Source organism: Sphingobium chungangianum (assembly GCF_977014255.1).
In genome coordinates this window covers 427,059-442,667 of the sequence record NZ_CDRNIV010000006.1, presented here as the reverse complement: position 1 = coordinate 442,667, position 15,609 = coordinate 427,059, and the positions used below count along the sequence as shown (strand labels likewise).

19 protein-coding genes and 1 pseudogene are annotated in these 15,609 nt (G+C 63.9%); 4 read left to right on the top strand and 16 right to left on the bottom strand.

The genetic code is table 11. The features are described 5' to 3' along the window. Positions 1-11 precede the first annotated feature (11 nt). On the top strand, positions 12-635 hold the full coding sequence (locus tag ACWNC0_RS09070; RefSeq protein ID WP_449471095.1) for a response regulator transcription factor: 624 nt from the start codon (positions 12-14) through the stop codon (positions 633-635). Between the two features lie 13 nt (positions 636-648). Here ACWNC0_RS09070 and ACWNC0_RS09065 read toward each other — a convergent pair whose 3' ends face one another. The 5 genes from ACWNC0_RS09065 to argH are packed head-to-tail and all read right to left on the bottom strand — an operon-like array spanning position 649 to position 5,275. Next, the gene (locus tag ACWNC0_RS09065) at positions 649-1,605 is read right to left on the bottom strand and encodes a zinc transporter ZntB (protein ID WP_449471093.1); all 957 of its coding nucleotides are present in this window, start codon (positions 1,603-1,605) and stop codon (positions 649-651) included. After that, positions 1,602-2,360: an NAD(P)-dependent oxidoreductase gene (locus ACWNC0_RS09060; protein ID WP_449471091.1), complete on the bottom strand. Its 759-nt coding sequence runs from the start codon at positions 2,358-2,360 to the stop codon at positions 1,602-1,604. The genes ACWNC0_RS09065 and ACWNC0_RS09060 overlap by 4 nt, the downstream gene beginning before the upstream one ends. Next, positions 2,360-3,625 carry a diaminopimelate decarboxylase gene (lysA, locus tag ACWNC0_RS09055; protein WP_449471089.1) on the bottom strand — a complete coding sequence of 422 codons (1,266 nt, stop codon included), beginning with the start codon at positions 3,623-3,625 and terminating at the stop codon, positions 2,360-2,362. The genes ACWNC0_RS09060 and lysA overlap by 1 nt, the downstream gene beginning before the upstream one ends. A 25-nt stretch (positions 3,626-3,650) precedes the next feature. Beyond that, entirely contained in the window at positions 3,651-3,911 is a 261-nt protein-coding gene (locus ACWNC0_RS09050) for a hypothetical protein (RefSeq protein WP_449471088.1), read from the bottom strand. Beyond that, complete coding sequence (gene argH / locus ACWNC0_RS09045) at positions 3,908-5,275, bottom strand: argininosuccinate lyase (protein WP_449471086.1); 1,368 nt, start codon at positions 5,273-5,275, stop codon at positions 3,908-3,910. The genes ACWNC0_RS09050 and argH overlap by 4 nt, the downstream gene beginning before the upstream one ends. Positions 5,276-5,333: 58 nt before the next feature. Here argH and ACWNC0_RS09040 point away from each other — a divergent pair, with 58 nt between their 5' ends. Continuing rightward, positions 5,334-5,942: a TlpA family protein disulfide reductase gene (locus ACWNC0_RS09040; RefSeq protein WP_449471084.1), complete on the top strand. Its 609-nt coding sequence runs from the start codon at positions 5,334-5,336 to the stop codon at positions 5,940-5,942. 62 nt (positions 5,943-6,004) lie between these two features. Here the strand turns inward: ACWNC0_RS09040 and ACWNC0_RS09035 are convergent, their stop codons facing one another. The 7 genes from ACWNC0_RS09035 to ACWNC0_RS09005 all read right to left on the bottom strand — a co-directional run bounded on the left by ACWNC0_RS09035 (position 6,005) and on the right by ACWNC0_RS09005 (position 10,800). Next, on the bottom strand, positions 6,005-6,178 hold the full coding sequence (locus tag ACWNC0_RS09035) for a Trm112 family protein (RefSeq protein WP_449471082.1): 174 nt from the start codon (positions 6,176-6,178) through the stop codon (positions 6,005-6,007). Continuing rightward, positions 6,175-6,786 (bottom strand): LON peptidase substrate-binding domain-containing protein, encoded by a 612-nt coding sequence (locus ACWNC0_RS09030; protein WP_449474584.1) that lies wholly within the window; start codon positions 6,784-6,786, stop codon positions 6,175-6,177. Before ACWNC0_RS09030 ends, ACWNC0_RS09035 begins: the two co-directional genes overlap by 4 nt. A gap of 11 nt (positions 6,787-6,797) precedes the next feature. After that, complete coding sequence (locus ACWNC0_RS09025; RefSeq protein ID WP_449471080.1) at positions 6,798-7,709, bottom strand: tetratricopeptide repeat protein; 912 nt, start codon at positions 7,707-7,709, stop codon at positions 6,798-6,800. 82 nt (positions 7,710-7,791) lie between these two features. After that, positions 7,792-8,634: a MipA/OmpV family protein gene (locus tag ACWNC0_RS09020; protein WP_449471078.1), complete on the bottom strand. Its 843-nt coding sequence runs from the start codon at positions 8,632-8,634 to the stop codon at positions 7,792-7,794. Between the two features lie 72 nt (positions 8,635-8,706). Beyond that, entirely contained in the window at positions 8,707-9,144 is a 438-nt protein-coding gene (locus tag ACWNC0_RS09015) for a DUF2141 domain-containing protein (RefSeq protein ID WP_449471076.1), read from the bottom strand. Continuing rightward, a complete protein-coding gene (locus ACWNC0_RS09010; protein WP_449474583.1) occupies positions 9,141-9,869 on the bottom strand; it encodes a sterol desaturase family protein in 729 nt (242 codons plus the stop codon). Before ACWNC0_RS09010 ends, ACWNC0_RS09015 begins: the two co-directional genes overlap by 4 nt. Before the next feature lie 40 nt (positions 9,870-9,909). Beyond that, positions 9,910-10,800: a prephenate dehydratase gene (locus ACWNC0_RS09005; RefSeq protein ID WP_449471074.1), complete on the bottom strand. Its 891-nt coding sequence runs from the start codon at positions 10,798-10,800 to the stop codon at positions 9,910-9,912. A 187-nt stretch (positions 10,801-10,987) separates the two neighbouring features. Here ACWNC0_RS09005 and ACWNC0_RS09000 point away from each other — a divergent pair, with 187 nt between their 5' ends. Then, positions 10,988-11,647: a c-type cytochrome gene (locus ACWNC0_RS09000; protein WP_449471072.1), complete on the top strand. Its 660-nt coding sequence runs from the start codon at positions 10,988-10,990 to the stop codon at positions 11,645-11,647. Positions 11,648-11,749: 102 nt separating this feature from the next. On the opposite strand, the gene arsC is transcribed toward ACWNC0_RS09000, so the two are convergent. The 4 genes and pseudogenes from arsC to ACWNC0_RS08980 all read right to left on the bottom strand — a co-directional run bounded on the left by arsC (position 11,750) and on the right by ACWNC0_RS08980 (position 14,662). Then, on the bottom strand, positions 11,750-12,160 hold the full coding sequence (gene arsC / locus ACWNC0_RS08995) for an arsenate reductase (glutaredoxin) (RefSeq protein WP_449471070.1): 411 nt from the start codon (positions 12,158-12,160) through the stop codon (positions 11,750-11,752). Further along, a complete protein-coding gene (locus ACWNC0_RS08990) occupies positions 12,153-12,821 on the bottom strand; it encodes an aquaporin (protein ID WP_449471068.1) in 669 nt (222 codons plus the stop codon). The genes arsC and ACWNC0_RS08990 overlap by 8 nt, the downstream gene beginning before the upstream one ends. Then, positions 12,818-13,165: an ArsR/SmtB family transcription factor gene (locus ACWNC0_RS08985; RefSeq protein WP_449471066.1), complete on the bottom strand. Its 348-nt coding sequence runs from the start codon at positions 13,163-13,165 to the stop codon at positions 12,818-12,820. Before ACWNC0_RS08985 ends, ACWNC0_RS08990 begins: the two co-directional genes overlap by 4 nt. 181 nt (positions 13,166-13,346) lie before the next feature. Beyond that, positions 13,347-14,662 (bottom strand): annotated as a pseudogene (locus tag ACWNC0_RS08980) (hemolysin family protein). Between the two features lie 153 nt (positions 14,663-14,815). On the opposite strand from ACWNC0_RS08980, the gene ACWNC0_RS08975 reads away from it, so the two are divergent. Further along, entirely contained in the window at positions 14,816-15,496 is a 681-nt protein-coding gene (locus tag ACWNC0_RS08975; protein WP_449471064.1) for an OmpA family protein, read from the top strand. Positions 15,497-15,609 lie beyond the last annotated feature (113 nt).

The following is a 15,609-nucleotide window of genomic DNA, read 5'->3' as shown; positions in this document are numbered from 1 at the left end:
AGACGCATGCCATGCAGTTTTTCAAATCCGCTGCGAGGACGCTCAATACCGACAGCGACAAGGCGAAGAGCGCTCGCCCGCTCCGCCGCCGCAGGCTTTTGCTGATCGAGGAAGACGACACGGCCCGCGCCGTGATCGCGCGTCGCCTTTCCCATCTCCATTATGACGTGGTGCTGGCCGAAAATGGCTTCGTGGCGCTGAACCGCCTTCTCAGCCGGTCGGTGGACATCATCCTGATCGACATGGGACTGGCGATCCTGCCGGGCATAGCCACCATGAAGAAAATCCGTGCCGCTGGCCTTGCCGGTCAGGCGAGTTTCGTGATGATCGCGGGCAAGCAGGATAACGCCAGCGTCGTGGAGGCTTTGGAAGCAGGTGCGGACGATTATGTCACCAAGCCTTTCGACTTCGATGTGCTGGACGCACGGCTCCGCCATTTGTGCCAGCGCGCCGATGAGGTGAACGCCCTCACCCGGCACAATGCCGAACTCGACGCCCGCATTGCGCGACGCGCGGTGGAACTGGGCGAGACGCGCGACGCGCTTGAGGAAATGCAGGTCGATCGGGCGCGGCTGGTCTCATCGATCCAGGCGTTGAATGATGAAATCGCCCGGCTGAACGCTGCCCGCCCCTGAAACGATCAGGGCTTCAGCGCTTCAACCAGCGAGTCGCGGTGAACCAGCCGCCAATCCCGATCGCCATGGCGACGCATACCGCCACCACGCCCCAAAAGGCCCAGGGTTCATGGGCGAAGGGAATGCCGTTGACGTTCATGCCGAGCAGCCCGGTCAGAAAGGTGAGCGGCAGGAAAACCAGCGCCACGACCGATATGATCAACGCCTGCCGGTTCATCTGTTCCGCGCGCAGGTCCGTCAGCTCTTCATGCGCCAGCGCCGATCGCTCGCGCACCGCCTCCAGCTCCTCCGCCATGCGGGCGCAGCGGTCCGCCGCTTCCTGCAAATGCAGCCGATCATCGGGGTGAAGCCAGGGCGCATCCGCCGCCGACAATCTTTCAAGCGCCTGCCGCTGCGGTGAGATGAAGCGGCGATAGCTGATCGCCGACGCCCGGATTTCGGACACCTGCCGCCGGACCTCCGCCGCTCCATTATCGCTCAGCGTGCTTTCGATCTCGTCCAGATCATCGCCCAGCTGGGCCACTTCGGGATCGAGCGCTTCGGTGATTTCCTGGGCAAAGGCGGCGATGAGGTCGCCCGGATCGCGAATCTCTCCGGCCAGCATCTGCTTCACCACCGGCTCCATCGCCGCGAGCGGGCGGTAGCTGACGGTGATCACCCGCGCATGTTCGGCCCACAGGCGGATCGACACCAACGGATCGCCGCTTGCCTCGGCGTCCGCACCCAGACCGCGCAGGTTGATGAGCGCACCATGCGCCATCACGGTGCAACGCGGCCGGGTTTCCTGCGCCAACAGCGCCGACAGCGCCGCCTGCGGCATATGGTCGCAGCGCGAAACGATGCTCTGCGCATCCTCCCGCCAGCCATCGGCATGAATCCAGCTGAAAGGCGCATGATCGGCCTGCGCGCAAAAATCATCGAGCGAGATTTCGCGGGCCGCTTCGCTGTTATAGACGAACACCCGGCTCATTGCGGCATCTCCAGCCAGAGCGAGAGGCCCTCGCCCGGTATATCCGGCGGCGCGGTGGCAGGGATGCGCGCGGCGTCGGCGCGGGCGCGGTCGAGGATCGCCGCTGGCACATCGGGCCTATGATAAATGCGATCAGCCTCCCCGAGCAGGCGCGCCGCGCGGAGCGTCAGGTCATCGGGATCGCCCGACAGCAGGCGCAGTGCGACAAGACGGGAGGGTTCGGCGTCGCCCTGCTCCGCCAGCCAGCGGGGCACCTCGTCAGCGGAATCCTCGCCCAGCGGGTCAATCAGACCGCCAGCCGACAGCCCGGCATCAATTGCGCGGCGGCGAGCGCTGGCATCGGGCCAGCGTGCGCGGATGGCGTCTCGGGCAGCGTGCAACGCGGTGGCAAGCCTGCCCAGCTTTTGCGGCAATATTGCCTCGATCCGCTGGCGCAGCGCCTTTGCCAGCCCCGCCGACGCACCGCCCGTGCCGATGGCGATCAGCACGGGATCGCGATCGATGATGGCAGGCAGGGTGAAATCACAAAGCTCCGGCCGGTCGGTCGCGTTCACCAGCACGCCCCGCGCCTTCAGCCGCGCAACCGTCGCATCATCGCCATCGGCAACGATCGCGATGGCCGCGTCCTCAGCTTCCCCCACGACATGCGCGCCCGCCCGTTCGAGGAGCCGCCGCTTGGCATCCACAGCCTCACCGCTTCCCGTCAGGATAACCGGCCTGCCCTTCAACACCAGGAAGACGGGCAGGCTTTGCATCAGCCCTGCACCCAGTCCGGAATGCTGTCCGCCTCGATCAGCGCCTCGATCGGCGGACGCGCGCGGACCACGGCCCACTTGTCGCCGGACACCAGCACTTCGGGCGTCAGCGGGCGGCTGTTATAAGTGCCCGCCATGGTCGCGCCATAAGCGCCCGCCGTCATGAAGGCGACCAGATCGCCCGCCTGCACCACGTCCATGTCGCGGTGCATGGCGAAAGTATCGCCCGTCTCGCAGACCGGCCCCACCACATTGGCGGTCTCCCGCGCGCCCGAAGGATCAACGGCGCGAATATCATGCCACGCATCATAGAGGCTTGGCCGCATCAGGTCGTTCATCGCCGCATCGACGATGACGAACGGCGCCTGCGCACCCTGCTTGACGCGCACCACCCGCGACAGCAGCGCACCTGCATTGCCGACGATGACCCGACCCGGCTCGAACATCAGGCGGACGTTCCAGCCCTGCGTCACCCGCGTCACCATCTCGCCATAGACAGCCGGCAGCGGCGGGATCGGGAGCGACGGGTCGTAGGGGACGCCCAGTCCGCCGCCCAGATCGGCGGTACGGATGGCATGCCCAGCGGCGCGGAGCTGTTCGATCAGTGCGCCGACCTTGACGAAGGCCGCCTCCAGCGGCGCAAGATCGGTCAGCTGGCTGCCGATATGGACGGCGACACCCTGCACATCCAGACCCGGCAGGTCGCGGGCGGCGGCATAGCTTTCCAGCGCATGGGTGTAGGGGATGCCGAACTTGTTTTCCGACTTGCCGGTCGAAATCTTGGCGTGGGTGCCTGCGTCCACATCGGGGTTGATGCGATAGGCGACGGGGGCTTGTCTGCCCATGGACACCGCAACTTCCGACAGCATCTCGGCTTCCGGCTCGCTCTCCAGATTGAACTGGAAAATGCCGTGCTCCAGCGCCAGCCGCATCTCTTCGGCGGTCTTGCCGACGCCGGAAAAGACGATGCGATTCGCCGGGATGCCAGCGGCGATCGCGCGCAGCAGCTCGCCACCCGAAACCACATCAGCGCCCAGCCCCAGCTTCGCCAGCGTCGCCAGCACCGCGCCATTGGGATTGGCCTTCACCGCAAAGGCGATCAGCGGATCGTCCAGCCGCGACAGGGCCTCTCGAAAGACATTGACGTGGCGCGTCAGGGTAGCGGTCGAATAGATATAGACCGGCGTGCCGACCGCCTGCGCGATGTCCGCCATCGGCACCTGCTCCACATGCATGGCGCCGTTCACATAGTCGAAATGGTCCAAGGCTCTTTTGTCCTAGCGAATCTTGTCAGGGCTGGTTTTCGGGCGGCAGGTTGAACGGATCATCCTTGCGCTCCTCCGACTGCGAGAGGATGTCGACGCTCCGCTCGGGCCGCGACTGCATGGATGGGGTCATGAGCTGCTGCGCGGTGGGGGCAGCCACCGCGCCGACCGGCACCGCAGGCATTTTCTGCCCTGCGACCGGCTTTAACGGCTGACGTCCGCCACAGGCGGCAACCCCAAGCGCCAGCAGGGCGAAGGCGATGTTCCGGCTGATGGCGATCCTCATGCCTGTTCCTTCCGCGCCTGAGTGATCCGCGCGCGCACCTGATCGGGCGCGGTGCCGCCATGGCTTTTGCGGCTCGCGACCGACGCATCGACCGTCAGCACCGCATAGATGCGCTCATCGATGCGGGCGTCAATGGCTTTCAGCGTCTCGATCGGCAGGTCGGCGAGCGGCGTGCCCGCACTCTCTGCCGCCGCGACGGCGCGGCCGGTGATATGATGCGCCTCTCGGAACGGCACATTGGCTTCGCGGACCAGCCAGTCGGCAAGGTCGGTGGCGGTGGCAAAGCCGCTTTCGGCAAGGCCGCGCATCCGATCGGTGCGGAACGTCACCGTCTCGATCATCCCGGTCATCGCCGCGATCGACAGACCCAGCAAATCATGCGCCTCGAACACCGGCGGCTTGTCGTCCTGCATGTCCTTGGAATAGGCGAGCGGCAGGCCCTTCATCGTGACGCAAAGCGCCGTCATGCAGCCCATGATCCGCCCGGCATGGCCGCGCACCAGTTCGGCGGCGTCAGGATTGCGCTTCTGCGGCATGATCGAGCTGCCGGTCGAATAGGCGTCGGGCAACTTCACGAAGCCGAAGGGCTGGCTCGCCCAGATAATGAACTCTTCCGCGAGGCGCGACAAATGAAGGCTGCATTGTGTCGCCGCCATCAGATAATCGAGGGCGAAGTCGCGGTCGCTGACGCTATCGAGGCTGTTGTCGGTCGGCTTGGCAAAGCCCAGTGCCGCCGCCGTCGCTTTCCGATCGATCGGAAAGCCCGTCCCGGCCAGCGCCGCCGCGCCCAGCGGGCATTCGTTCAGACGTTCGCGCGCATCGGCAAAGCGGCTGCGGTCACGGCGCACCATCTCAAAATAGGCCATCAAATGGTGGCCCAGCGTCACCGGCTGCGCGGACTGGAGATGCGTGAAGCCCGGCATGACCGCATCTGCATGCTCCTCCGCACGGGTCAGCAATGCCTGTTGCAGCGCCTCAAGCCCCGCCGCCACCTCGTCGATCGCATCGCGCACCCACAGGCGGAAGTCGGTCGCCACCTGATCATTGCGCGAGCGCGCTGTGTGCAGCCGCCCCGCCGTCGGACCGATCAGTTCGGCCAGCCGGGACTCGGTCACCATGTGGATGTCTTCAAGGTCCAGATTAACCGGCACGCCGTTCGCTTCATACTCGGCGGCGATGCGGTTCAGCCCCTCGGTGATTGCCTGCGCGTCCTCGCCTTCGACAATGCCCTGTTTGGCCAGCATCGCCACATGCGCTTTCGACCCTGCGATGTCCTGCTTCCACAATCGCTTGTCGAACGGGATGGAGGCATTTATCTCGCGCATGACCGAAGCCGGACCAGCTGCGAAGCGTCCGCCCCACATGCTGTTGGAGCCGTCTCCCGTGCGACCTTCCCCGTCCCGATCAACTTTGCCCTGCGTAATGACACTGCTCCTGCTGGCTGGCCTCGGCGCGTGCGATAGGCAATCGCCGGGCGCGGGGCAAGATCAAGCCAATAGCAGCGCGCCAGTCCCCCCGACAAGCGGCGAGGCGCCCAGAGAGGGGACGGCCGCCCCGCAAAGCGGCAAAGGCGCGTTCAGCTTCACGCTCGACCGTTCAAAGGCAGGCACCCCCGCCCCCGATTTCGCCTTCGCCGGGCCGGATGGCAAGGACGCCACCTTGCAGGATTTCGCGGGCAAGCCGTTGCTGGTGAACCTGTGGGCGACATGGTGCGCGCCCTGCATCGCGGAAATGCCGACCCTAGATGCCGTCGCCAAGGCTTACGGGGCCAAGGGTCTGGCCGTGCTGACCATATCTCAGGACAGCCAGGGCGAAAGCGTGGTGAAGCCCTTCTTCGCCAAGCATGCGCTGCCGCACCTTAAGAGCTTCATCGATCCGGAAAACCAGTTCGGCTTCCACTATGCCACCGGCATGCTGCCCACGACCGTGCTGTACGACCGGGAGGGCAAGGAGATGTTGCGCGTGATCGGCGCGATGGACTGGAACAGCAAGGAAGGCCGGGATCTGATCGAGACGGCTTTGGAGTCTTAGAGTCAAATCCTCCACCATGCTTCGCATGGTCCCCCTCCCCATCTTTCGATGGGGAGGATTTTCTAACCTAGCGACCTCGCTTCCCGCACCACCAGCACCGGCACGCCATCACGCACCGGAAAGGCCAAACCCGCCGCCTCCGAAACAAGCTCGCTGCTCTCAGCATCCCATCGCAACGGCATCCGCGTCACAGGGCAGACCAGCTTCGCCAACAGATAAGGGTCCGGCGAAATCATTGCATCGTCGCCCCGCCATCAGGCTCCATCCGGCCAACGATCTGCATCAGCTGAATGATCCGGTCGCACCGCTCGCTTAGGCTGTCCGCCTCCAGCAAGGTCTGCTTGGCGGCAGGATCGAATGGCGCGATCTGGGCTATGCCGTTCACCAGCGACGTGTCGTCGAGCCGCGACACGGCGGTCCAGTCCACGACATAGCCCAATGCTTCGGCAAAACGCCGCGATTCCTGTTCAAGCGCCGCGCGCTCGACGGCGTGAAGCACCTCATCCTCCGGCGCTTGCTCGACATCGGCCTCGATCTGGCGAAAGGCGGTGGTGACGTCGAGTTCGCGGATCACCCGAAAACGCGCCAGCCCTTCCAATATGATGTTGAAACGGCCGTCATCCAGCACCTCGAACTCGCTTATTCGGCCCAGACATCCGACATCGAACAGGGCGGGCTTGACCCCCTCCCCGCGCGGCTGGATCATGCCGATGCGCCGGTCCCGCGCCATGGCGTCATGGATCAGCGCCCGGTAACGCGGCTCGAATATGTGCAGCGGCATGTCCATGCCAGGCAGCAACAGCGCCCCGGACAGCGGAAAGATGGAGACGCGCGCGCGGTTCACCGGCCGTGCCGTCAGGAAAAGAGGATCTGCGACAATTTCCGCCGCTGCCCCGCGACCCATGGGTCTTCAAGGCCGGTGGCCTCGAACAGCTTGAGCAACTGCGCCTTTGCCGCACCTTCATTCCATTCGCGGTCGCGGCGGACAATCTCCAGCAGTTCCTCGGCTGCCCGGTCCCGCTCACCATTCGCCATCAGGCCGCCCGCCAGTTCGAAGCGCGCATCATGATCGTCGGGATTGGCGGTGACCTTCGCCTCGACCCCGGACAGGTCGGCGACGGGTCTGGCGTCGCGCGCCAAAGCAATGGCGGCGCGGGCGCGGTCGATCGCCTGATCCTTGGCTACGTCGGCGGGCAGAGCGGCGAGCACGGCCTCCGCTTCATCCAGCTGCCCAAGCGCCACCAGTGCGCGGGCATGGCCGGAAGCGACATCCGCATTGTCAGGCACCATCTGGCCAACCTGCTCGAACACCGAAAGCGCGCGGTCTGGCTCCCCGCCCGCCAGCATTTCCTCGCCCATTTCAATGAGCGGGGCGATTTCCTCCAGCTGCGTCTTCTCATCCGATTCGATCGGCAACTGCGCCAGCAACTGGTCGAGATATTGCTTCAGCTGCCCTTCGGTTCGCGCCTGGCTGAGATCGGCGACCGGCTGGCCCTGGAACACGGCATAGACGGTCGGGATCGACTGGACACGAAACTGGGCGGCGATGAACTTATCCTCATCAACGTTGATCTTCACCAGCTTCACGCCTTTGGACGCATAGTCGGCGCAAACCTTTTCGATGACCGGCGTCAACTGCTTGCAGGGGCCACACCATTCCGCCCAGAAATCGACAATGACCAGGCTGGTGCGCGACGGGTCCACCACGTCACGGCGGAACGCCTCCACCGCTGCTTTATCGGTGTCGCTCATTCCTAGGGTCGCCACTGCCGTATTCTCCTGCCTTGTTGCGCTTGGGTGCCGCGTCCATACAGCGCCTTATGTGGGGCGTCACCCTATCCGCACAAGATCAGAAGGTATAGCCGACCCCGACCGCGCCGATCCATTGGTTCCTGGACCCCGCGATGCTCACAATGGGCGAGTCCGCATAGTCGCCCAGCATCCGCGAATAGCCACCCAGCGCGAACAGCGCCCAGCCCTTCCGGATGTCGCCCGACAATGACAGGCCGCCGGTCAGGTTGACGCCGACCTTCTTGAAACCCGAACCATCGCCTGCGCGCGAATATTCCGGCAGGCCCGACGCCAGCGCCCCGGCGGCATCGACATCATAATAATAGCGGCCATATTTCTTGCCCACATAATCGGCCGACACGCCCAGGCCCACGAAGCTGCGCGTGGAAAGCGGCGTGAAATATTCGATCGCTGGCGTCACGATGAAGCTTTCATGCGCGCCCGCGACATCCTTCGTCACGGCGACGCGCACCGACAGATTGTCGTAGGCGCTGGTCAGGATGCCGGTCTTGCCGATGCCGACGAAGCCGCCCAGCTCCACCGCCTTATCGCGTTCGCCTAGCGCGCGCACCGCGGCATCCTTGATATTCTTGCGGCTCGACCGATCGAACCGAACGCCCGCCACCGGCCCCAATTGCAGGTCGATATCCTGCCCCCGATTGGGAATGACATCGAAATACAGGCTCGGCCCGCGCGTCCAGAAGGCGAAATCGCTCACCTTGCCGCGCAGCTGCGGGACGGGGATCACCCGATAGTCGTCCGACCCTTCATAGCTGGGAATGACGGCGGCGCCGATCCCGACGGTGAGCACATTGCTGTCGTTCGTCTGGGCAAAAGCGGTGTCGGCGGCACCCAGCGCAATAAAGGCAAGGCCCGCGAACAATATCTGTCGATGGTTCATAAATCCCCTGTTCCATCTAAATAGTCAGCGTTTAGAATGTTTCGCTGCCATTACAGTTCCGGATGGATGCAATCAGAGGAAATATTTGACCTTTATGTCCTGACGCATCGCCGACCCGGTCACGGTGAATTGCGCAGAGCGGAAACTGGGCGCGCCGAACCGGATGGCCGGGTTTCGGGAAAACCCTACGCCCTCGCGCGGAATACCGACGAAAGTGTCGAGTTTCCCATTTCCATTTTCATCATGGATGATCGCGACCCCATAGGTTCCGGGCGCCAAGTCGCCCAGCGGGATCGCCCCCGATGTGGCGGCGACGACCAGATGGCGCTTATCGGGATCATGGCTGCAATCGGGAAAATAGGCGGGCGACCGGGCGACGCAGACGAGCAGGTTTCCCTTGAGCGATCGCAGGCCTTCAACCTCGATGCTGATCGGCTGCGGCTGGCCCACCGGCGCGGCGCCGGGCAGGATCATCATGGCCCCGGCCGCGAGCAGCAATTTTTCCTTCATCCGTGCATCTTCCTAAAATCGCCCAGTCCCCGGTCGGTCCCGCACAGCCGGTCCCAGACCCGAAAATAAAGCCCGTAATTGCAGCTATATTGTTCATGATGCCGTTGATGATGGCTGGCGGTGATCAGCCAGCGGCCCACCGGTCCCTGCACGATCCAGCGCGGAAACATCTCCCACCCCATATGGTTGGACACGCCCATCAAGGTCATGATCGCCAGCACGCAGCCCAGCGCAGCGACATGAATGGGGATCAGGAACACCAGCGCAGGAATGACGATGGCGCCGCTCAACGCTTCCCAGGGGTGAAAGCTCATCGCGGCCCATGCCGTTGGCGGTCTGCTCGCATGATGCACGGCATGGGCGGCGCGGAACAGGCGCGGCCGGTGCATCCAGCGATGCGTCCAGTAAAACCAGCTATCATGCGCCGCGAGGTATAGCAGCACGGATATAGGCAGATACCAGAGCGGATAGGCAGCAGCGTCTGTATAGATGCGCGTCCAGCCCTGCGCCTGCCATCCCCAGGCGACCACGCCCGCCGGAATGCCGTAGATCAACGCCGATGCCAGCGACCACGCAATCTCCCGCCGGATCTGCGGGTCCAGCCCGGCATAGAGGCCCGGCTGCCGGACACGCGTCGCCAGTGCAAAGCCGCCGCTGGTGATCAGGTAGCGCACCGCCACGATCGCGCTCATGGCAAGAGCGGAAAGAAGGATCGCGGCCAGCATGGGATCGACTATAGGCAGCAGCGCCCGGCCCGTCACCCCATCAGGTCCGGGGCCGCGCCTGACGATAGCTGCCCAGCATGCGCACCCACTTGCTGTGGAATTCCAGTTCGGCGAGCGCCCGGTCAACGGCGGGGTCGCCCGGCATGCCCTCAATGTCGCAGAAGAACTCCGTCGCGGCGAAGCTCGCGCCCCGCTGGTAGCTTTCCAGCTTCGTCATGTTGACGCCGTTGGTCGCAAAGCCGCCCATCGCCTTGTACAGCGCGGCGGGCACATTCTTCACCTCGAACAGGAATGTCGTCATGACCGGCGCATCATCGGGCTCCGGCATGGTCGGCTCGCGCGACAGCACAAGGAAGCGCGTCATATTGTCGTCGCTATCCTCGATATTCTCCGCCACCATCTTCAGCCCATAAAGCTCGGCCGCCAGATAGGGCGCGACCGCACCCTCCCCCGGCTTGCGCGATTCCGCCACCAGCGCCGCCGCGCCCGCCGTGTCGGCATAGGTCACCGGCTGTATACCCCGCTCGCGCAGATAATGACGGCATTGGCCCAGCGCCTGCGGATGGCTGATCGCGCTTTTTACCGGGCTGTCATCCACCGCCATCAGGCAGTGGCGGATGCGCAGGAAATATTCATCGACGATGTGCAGCCCCGATTCGGGCAGCAGGAAATGCATGTCGGCGACCCGGCCATGCAGGCTGTTTTCGATGGGAATGATCGCCCGCGCCGCCAAACCATTGCGCACCGCGTCGATCGCATCTTCAAAAGCGAAGCAGGGCAGCGGCACCCAATCGGGCGCATATCCCAGCGCGGCAAGGTGCGAATTGGCGCCCGGCGCGCCTTGATAGGCGATGGCGCGCGACGGGTCCGCTGCGGCCTTTTCGGCGAGTTCCGCGACCAGCGCGCGGGCGGGGGCAGGATAGTTTTCCATGGATGAAGCGCGCTTAGGCACTCCTCCACGCGCGCGCAAGCGTGTCGGAATCCCCGACTGACACCGGCGAAGGCGCCACAGCTTCCAACCATGCTTGCACGTTCGCTCTTGCGTCATTATGGCAGCGCGCTAGAGGGGGCGCGGAAACCAAGCCGCCAGAACAGAAATTCAAGGGAATCCAAGCGAAATGAGTGATCGTTTCAACACCATTGCAGGCTGGGCGTTGTTTGCGGGGATCATTGCGCTGGGTGGCGGCATCGTCAGCTCCAAATATTTCCATGACGAACGGCCCGAAAAGATGGGCTACGCGATCGAAGGCGTGGAGGCCGAGGGTGAAGGCGGCGCAGCTGCTGGTCCCGGCCTGAACACGCTTCTCGCCAGCGCGGATGTCGCCGCCGGTGAAAAGGTCTTCGCCAAGTGCGCGGCCTGCCACACCGTCAACCAGGGCGGCGCCAACGGCATCGGCCCCAACCTTTATGCTACCGTTGGCGAAGGCATCGGACAGGGCAAGGGCGGCTTCGCCTTCTCCGACGCGCTCAAAAAGAAGGGCGGCAACTGGACCTTCGAGAATCTGGATCACTGGCTGACCAGCCCGCGTGAATTCGCGCCCGGCACCAAGATGACCTTCGCGGGCCTCGGCAACCCGGCCGACCGCGCCAACCTGATCGCATGGCTCAACACGCAGGGTTCCAACCTGCCCCTGCCCGCCGCCGATGCCGCACCCGCAGAAGCGAGCGCAACGCCCGGCGAAGCCGCCGCCAATGCGACGAACGCCGCTGAAAGCGTAGAGGGCAAGGCCCCGGCCAACGCGGCTCCGGCGACCGGACCTGCCGCTGCTGGCAAATAATAGCGGAGGGGTCGGCCCCTCCTGTTGAACCTGACGGGCGCGGCAGTGAATGCCGCGCCCGTTGCGTTTTGGGAAATGCACCCTTTTGAAACTCGGGTCGTCTCAGGGCTTTACGACTTCACCATCCTCCTTGGTGAATCTCTCGGGCTGGCGGTCCAATAGGGTCAATACGACCTCTGACGGACGACACAGCTTTGTACCCAGGGGGGAGACCACAATAGGACGGTTCACAAGAATGGGGTGCTCAACCATCGCCGCCAGGATTTGATCATCCGTGGCATCCGCGCCCATCAAGCCGAGTTCCGCGGCAGGCGTGCCCTTTTCTCGCAACAGATCACGCGGCGACGCGCGCATATCAGCGAGCAGGCGCTCCAGTAGGGAACGGGTCCAGCCGATGTCGCGATATTCAATGACCTCGGGACGATAGCCCGCAGCCTGGATCATCGCGAGCGCGTTACGCGACGTGCCGCAATCGGGATTGTGATATATCCTAATGGGAAAGGTATCAGGCACGATACGGGTCCTCCTGTAAAAGCCAGCCAAACACCATCAGCGCGACTATGGCGCCTGCACTTTGGCCGCCGATGAACAAGGGGATCGATGATGGCGCAATCCCCGCAAAGCTGTTCGTCAGGCCGCGAGCCACGGTCACGGCAGGATTGGCGAAGGATGTGGACGCCGTGAACCAGTAAGCGGCCGTGATGTAGAGCCCCACCGCCGTCGGCGTGAACTCGGGTCGGGACCGCTGTGTCGTCAATATCGTCCCGATCAGGCCGAAGGTGGCGACGGCTTCCGCAAAACCCTGCCCCCAGCCGTCACGCAATTTTGTTGAGATTTGCAACACTGGTTCGGCGAACATCGCGTGCGCGGTCCATACGCCAACAACGGCGCCGCAAATCTGTGCGACCACATATTGCAAAGCCTTTTGGGGGGTGACTTCACCCCGCAGCAGGAAAACAAGCGTTACCGCCGGGTTGAAATGTGCGCCTGACAGCGGCGCGAACATATGGATCAGGACGACGAGGCCCGCCCCGGTCGCCACCGTGTTCGCCAACAATGCAATCGCATCGTTACCGGCGGCAAGCCGCTGTCCCATGATCCCCGACCCCACGACGACGGCCAACAGCATGGCCGTGCCCAAGGCTTCAGCGGCAATGTTGCGGATGACTGTCATTGAGGCGAACAGCAATTTGCGGTGTCCACCATGGCGACCAAAGGCGCGCAGATTTCCGGACGTCCTGCGCAGCAGTCGGAAACGAGGAACTTCAGAAGATCACCCATCCCCTCATAATCGGCGGAGTAAATAACCGATCGCCCCTCGCGTCGGGACTGGATCAGGCCAGCGTGCCCCAGGATGGTGAGATGCGTGGAGAGCGTGCTGGGCAATGCGCCCACTTCGCGCGCTATTTCTCCGGCCGGGACACCTGAGGCCCCTGCACGAACAAGCAGGCGGAAGACGGCCAGCCTGTGATTATGCGCCAATGCCGACAGTGCTTCGACGGCGTCCGGTAACGACATCTGCTGATTTTCACCTGCCACGGATGGCGACCTTCCGATTCGACTATTCGATAAAATCCGAAATATCGAATTATCTCGCCCAAGCCAATGGGTGCGTTCGCCTATCGGAATCAAGCGTCCTTATGACCGGCCCTGGTCACAAGCCGACCCGAATCTCCTGCAATGTCGCCAGAAGGCCGTTTTAACGCTCCGCGACCAGCAGCTTGTCGATTTTGCGCCCATCCATATCGACAATTTCAAATCGCCACCCTGGTCGTCGATGAAATCACCGACCTCAGGCAAGCGCTTGAGCAGCCACAGCGCGTGGCCCGCCACCGTGGCATAATCCCGGTCCTCGGGCAGGTCGATACCGATCCGATCCGCGAGCAGGTCCATCGGCATCTGGCCCGACACCAGCAAGCTGCCGTCCTCCCGTTCGACAAGGTCAGGTTCATCATGCACGTCGCGATCGGACGCGAAATGCCCCGCGATGGCGGACAGCAGGTCGGCGGGCGTCGCGATGCCTTCGAAATGGCCATATTCGTCATGCACCATCACCATGGGCACGTCCGCACGGCGCAGCACTTCCAGCGCGTCCATCGCATCGACCTGATCGGGCACGACCTCCACACGGCGCATCAATGACTCCAGGTTCAGCCGCTCTCCCCTGAACAGCGCGGTCATGATGTCGCGCGCCTGCACGACGCCGATAATATCCTCGACCGTTCCACGCCCCACTGGCAGACGGGTATGCGGCGTTTCGAGTAGCCTCGCCCGGATGGTCTCATCATCCGCGCCGATGTCGATCCAGTCCACATCCATGCGCGGCGTCATGACTTCGCGCACCGGCCGGTCGGCCAGCCGCACGACGCCCGAAATGATCGCGCGCTCGCTTTCCTCGATCACGCCAGACCGGCTCGCCTCCGCGACGATCAGGTGCAATTCCTCGGCCGTCACATGATGTTCCGACTCCCGCGTCATGCGCAGCAGGCGGAAAATGAGCGCGCTCGACCCGTCCAGCACCCACACGATCGGCGCGGTGATCTTGGCGAGCCAGAGCATCGGCGTCGCCATGATGACTGCAATGGGTTCAGGCGAGCGCAGGGCGAACTGCTTGGGCACCAGTTCCCCGATGATCAGCGAGGCATAGGTGGTGAGGCCGATGACCAGCGCGAAACCAAGACTCTCGGCGCTATTGGGCGACAATCCGAATTGCTGGAGCCGCTCGCCGACGGGTCCGCCAAGGCTCGCGCCGGAATAGGCGCCCGCGATGATGCCGATCAGGGTGATGCCGATCTGGACCGTGGAAAGGAACTTGCCGGGATCGCTCGCCAGCATCAGCGCCGTGCGCGCGCCCCGCCGCCCCGCCTTCTCCATCGCCTGCAACCGGGGGCGGCGAGCCGACACGATCGCCAGTTCCGACATGGCGAAAACGCCATTCAAAGCGACCAGCGCCAGAATGATGACGAGGTCTGCCCAGGGAAAGGGCGTCGGAGCGTGCGGGGGGATCGTGGCCATGGTGGTCAGCTACGCCCTATAACCCTGTTCCTTACAGTTTCACAACCGTCCCCTCACCTGCGGTTCAGTTCGCCTGTGGAACAAAAGGCGGGCTTTGACGATTGGGGCCTGCATCCGCGCTTTCGGGTGCAAGACAAAAAGGGAACTGAATCTATGCGGATTTCTCATCGCATCATGGGCACGGCAGGTCTGGCCGCCATGCTCGCCACCGCCGCCTGCACGACCGACCCGAACACCGGGCAGCGTCAGATTTCTAAGGCTGCGATCGGCGGCATCGGTGGCGCGCTGGGCGGTTATCTGCTCGGCGATCTCGTTGGCGGCAAGCGGGACCGCACGGAAAAGATCCTGGGCGCGGGCATCGGCGCGGTCGCGGGTGCCGGAATCGGCGCTTACATGGACGCGCAGGAACGCAAGCTGCGCGAGGAAACCGCTGGCAGCGGCGTGGACGTGATCCGCGATGGCGACAATCTGGTGCTGCGCATGCCGTCGGGCATCACCTTCACCACCGACAGCGCCGCCGTGCAACCGCAGTTCCGCCCGACGCTGGACGAAGTGTCGTCCGTGCTCGCGCAATATCCCAAAACCTATATCGACGTTTACGGCCATACCGACAGCGACGGTGCGGACGCCTATAACCAGACGCTGTCCGAACGCCGCGCCCAGTCGGTCGCTGATTATCTGACCAGCCACGGCGTCCAGTCCGCCCGCATCGCAACGCGCGGCTTTGGCGAAACGCAGCCGATCGCCTCCAACGCCACGGTCGAGGGCAAGGCCAGCAACCGCCGCGTCGAAATCAAGATCGCGCCGGTCACGGAAAGCGACGTCCGGGCTTAAGCCTGCCGCCACTTCGAACGGAGCCGGGACGCGCCACAAGCGCTCCCGGCTTCTTTTTTAGCGGGCATTCTGGCGTCTTGTCGGGACGAACCTAAAGCATGATCATATGTGAG